We start from the raw sequence: 3,593 nt of genomic DNA on the forward strand, positions 1-3,593 counted from the left end.
GATTCTGGGAGGAAGCCGAAATGCGATACAAATTCCTGACTGCCGCCTTTGCCGCGACGGTTGCGCTCAACGTCGCCGGTCCGGCGGCCGCGACCGACCTGGAAGTCACCCATTGGTGGACTTCGGGCGGCGAGGCGGCGGCGGTGGCCGAGCTTGCCAAGGCATTCGACGCGACGGGCAATCACTGGGTCGACGGCGCCATCGCCGGCTCCGGCGGCACGGCGCGGCCGATCATGATCAGCCGCATCACCGGCGGCGATCCAATGGGCGCCACCCAGTTCAACCACGGCCGCCAGGCCGAGGAACTGGTGCAGGCCGGGCTGATGCGCGACCTCACCGACATCGCCACCAAGGACAAGTGGACGGAGATCGTGCGGCCGAAGAGCCTGCTCGACAGCTGCACCATCGACGGCAAGATCTATTGCGTGCCGGTCAACATCCACTCCTGGCAGTGGCTGTGGCTGTCCAACGAGGCTTTCCAGAAGGCCGGGCTGCCGCTGCCGAAGGACTGGAATGAATTCGTGGCTGACGCTCCGGCGCTGGAAAAGGCCGGTATCATCCCGCTCGCGGTCGGCGGACAGGCCTGGCAGGCCTCCGGCGCCTTCGACGTGCTGATGGCCGCGGTCGGCGGCACCGACACGTTCCTCAAGGTCTACAAGGACAAGGACGCCGCCTTCGCGGCCGGTCCGGAGATCGCCAAGGTGTTCAAGGCGGCGGACGACGCCCGCAAGATGGCCAAGAACACCAATGTCCAGGACTGGAACCAGGCGACCAATCTGGTCATCACCGGCAAGGCCGCCGGCCAGATCATGGGCGACTGGGCGCAGGGCGAGTTCCAGGTCGCCGGCAAGACCGCCGGCAAGGACTACACCTGCCTGCCCGGTCTCGGCCTGAATGAAGTCATAGCCACCGGCGGCGACGCCTTCTACTTCCCGCTGCTCAAGGACGAGGCGAAGGCCAAGGCGCAGGTGGTGCTTGCCGAGACCCTGCTCGATCCGAAGACCCAGGTCGCCTTCAATCTCAAGAAGGGCTCGCTGCCGGTGCGCGGCGACGTCGACCTCAACACGGCCAATGACTGCATGAAGAAGGGCCTCGCCATTCTCGCCAAGGGCGCCGTCATGCCGTGGACGGACCAACTGCTCTCGCAAGACAGCCAGAAGCAGAAGGAAGACCTGTTCTCCGAGTTCTTCGCCAAGCCCGATATGACGCTCGAAGAGGCGCAGAAGCGCTTCGCCGAGATCATCGGCTCAGCGGACTGAACAACCGGCGCCCCCGCCGGCTCCCGGCCCCATTCCAGCGGGGTCGGGAGCGTGACGCCCTCATTGTCCCAGCCCGGCTGCCGAGATGAGCAACAGCGAACGCCCGAGTAAGCTTTTCCGTAACCTCAACGCCAAGGTCGCATCGATCCCGATGGTGCTCACCGCGCTGGTGGTGTTCGTCGGCGGCACGGCGTGGACGGTGCTCTATTCCTTCACCAATTCGAAGCTGTTGCCGCGGCTCAACTTCGTCGGACTCGACCAGTATCACCGGCTCTGGTCGACATCGCGCTGGCTGGTGTCGATCGAGAACCTTTTGATCTACGGCGCGATCTCGCTGGTATTCTCGCTGGTCATCGGCTTCCTGCTTGCAGCCCTGCTCGACCAGAAGATCCGCTTCGAGGACACGTTCCGCACCATCTTCCTCTATCCCTTCGCGCTGTCCTTCATCGTCACCGGGCTGGTCTGGCAATGGCTGCTCAATCCGGATTTCGGCGTGCAGCGCGTCGTGCGCGACCTCGGCTGGACGAGTTTCAGCTTCGACCCGCTCTATAATTCCAGCATCGTCATCTACGGCATTTCGATCGCCGCGCTCTGGCAGGGCACGGGGCTGATCATGTGCCTGATGCTCGCCGGCCTGCGCGGCATCGACGAGGATATCTGGAAGGCGGCGAGGGTGGACGGCATTCCCGCCTGGAAGACCTATCTCTTCATCGTCATCCCGATGATGCGGCCGGTCTTCATCACCACGCTGGTGATCATCGCCGCCGGCATCGTCAAGGTCTACGACCTGGTCGTGGCGCAGACCAGCGGCGGCCCCGGCATCGCCTCCGAAGTGCCGGCGAAATATGTCTACGACTACATGTTCTTCGCCCAGAATCTCGGCCAGGGTTTTGCCGCCTCGACCATGATGCTGTTGTCGGTGGTGATCGTCATCGTGCCATGGGCCTATCTCGAATTCGGAGGCAAGAAGCGTGGCTGACGTCGCCTCCCTGTCCACCAGCGCACAGGCGTTGCGGCGCCATGCCACCGGCCCGAGCGGGCCGAAACCGCGGCACGTGCTGTCGCGCCGCAACATCTTCCTCTACGGCACGCTGATCGTCGTGGCGCTCTACTATCTTCTGCCGCTCTACGTGATGATCGTCACCTCGCTGAAAGGCATGCCGGAAATCCGCCTCGGCAATATCTTCTCGCCGCCGATGGAGATCACTTTCGAGCCCTGGGTCAAAGCCTGGGCGAGCGCCTGCACCGGGCTCAATTGCGACGGGCTCTCGCGCGGCTTCTGGAATTCCGTGCGCATCACCGTGCCGTCGGTGCTGCTCTCGATCGCGATCGCCTCGGTGAACGGCTATGCCCTGGCCAACTGGCGCTTCAAGGGCGCCGATACCTTCTTCATCATCCTGATCGTCGGCGCCTTCATCCCCTACCAGGTGATGATCTATCCGATCGTCATCATCCTGCGCGAGATCGGCATCTACGGCACGCTGACCGGACTGGTGATCGTGCATTCGATCTTCGGCATGCCGATCCTGACGCTCTTGTTCCGCAACTATTTCACCTCGATGCCGGAGGAGCTGTTCCGCGCGGCGCGCGTCGACGGCGCCGGCTTCTGGGGCATCTATCTGCGCATCATGCTGCCGATGTCGCTGCCGATCTTCGTGGTCGCCATCATCCTGCAGGTGACCGGCATCTGGAACGACTTCCTGTTCGGCGTCGTCTATACCCGCCCCGACACCTATCCGATGACGGTGCAGCTCAACAATATCGTCAACTCGGTCCAGGGCGTGAAGGAATACAATGTCAACATGGCCGCGACCATCCTGACCGGCCTTGTTCCGCTGATCGTCTATTTCGTTTCCGGCAAGCTCTTCGTGCGCGGCATCGCCGCCGGCGCGGTGAAAGGATGATGATGGAAGCTGAAATCGCCAATCCCAGCGTTTCGATCCAGGACCTGTCGCTCAATTTCGGCGCCGTCTCGGTGCTGCAGACGCTCAACCTGGATGTCGCCGAGGGCGAATTCATCGTGCTGCTTGGGCCGTCCGGCTGCGGCAAGTCGACCTTGCTCAACTGCATCGCCGGCCTGCTCGACATTTCGGACGGGCGCATCTTCATCAAGGGCAAGAACGTCACCTGGGAAGAGCCGAAGGACCGCGGCATCGGCATGGTGTTCCAGTCCTACGCGCTCTACCCGCAGATGACGGTGGAAAGGAACCTTTCCTTCGGCCTGCGCGTCGCCGGCGTGGCGAAGGACGAGATCGCCAAGCGCATCGCCCGCGCCGCCGAGATCCTGCAGATCGAGCCGCTGTTGCAGAGGAAGCCCTCGGCGCTGTCCGGCGG

4 protein-coding genes are annotated in these 3,593 nt (G+C 63.4%); all 4 read left to right on the forward strand.

The annotated features are described in order from the left end of the window. The first annotated feature begins 20 nt into the window (after nt 1-20). Nucleotides 21-1,259: an ABC transporter substrate-binding protein gene (locus EOD07_RS26820; RefSeq protein ID WP_040987351.1), complete on the forward strand. Its 1,239-nt coding sequence runs from the start codon at nt 21-23 to the stop codon at nt 1,257-1,259. Between the two features lie 85 nt (nt 1,260-1,344). Then, a complete protein-coding gene (locus tag EOD07_RS26825; RefSeq protein ID WP_040987348.1) occupies nt 1,345-2,238 on the forward strand; it encodes a sugar ABC transporter permease in 894 nt (297 codons plus the stop codon). Then, nucleotides 2,231-3,163 (forward strand): carbohydrate ABC transporter permease, encoded by a 933-nt coding sequence (locus EOD07_RS26830; protein ID WP_041006562.1) that lies wholly within the window; start codon nt 2,231-2,233, stop codon nt 3,161-3,163. Before EOD07_RS26825 ends, EOD07_RS26830 begins: the two co-directional genes overlap by 8 nt. Then, a partial coding sequence (locus tag EOD07_RS26835; protein WP_164772560.1) for an ABC transporter ATP-binding protein occupies nt 3,160-3,593 on the forward strand: 434 nt, incomplete at its 3' end. The genes EOD07_RS26830 and EOD07_RS26835, both read left to right, overlap by 4 nt.

The sequence above is a fragment of the Mesorhizobium sp. M2C.T.Ca.TU.002.02.1.1 genome (assembly GCF_003997225.1).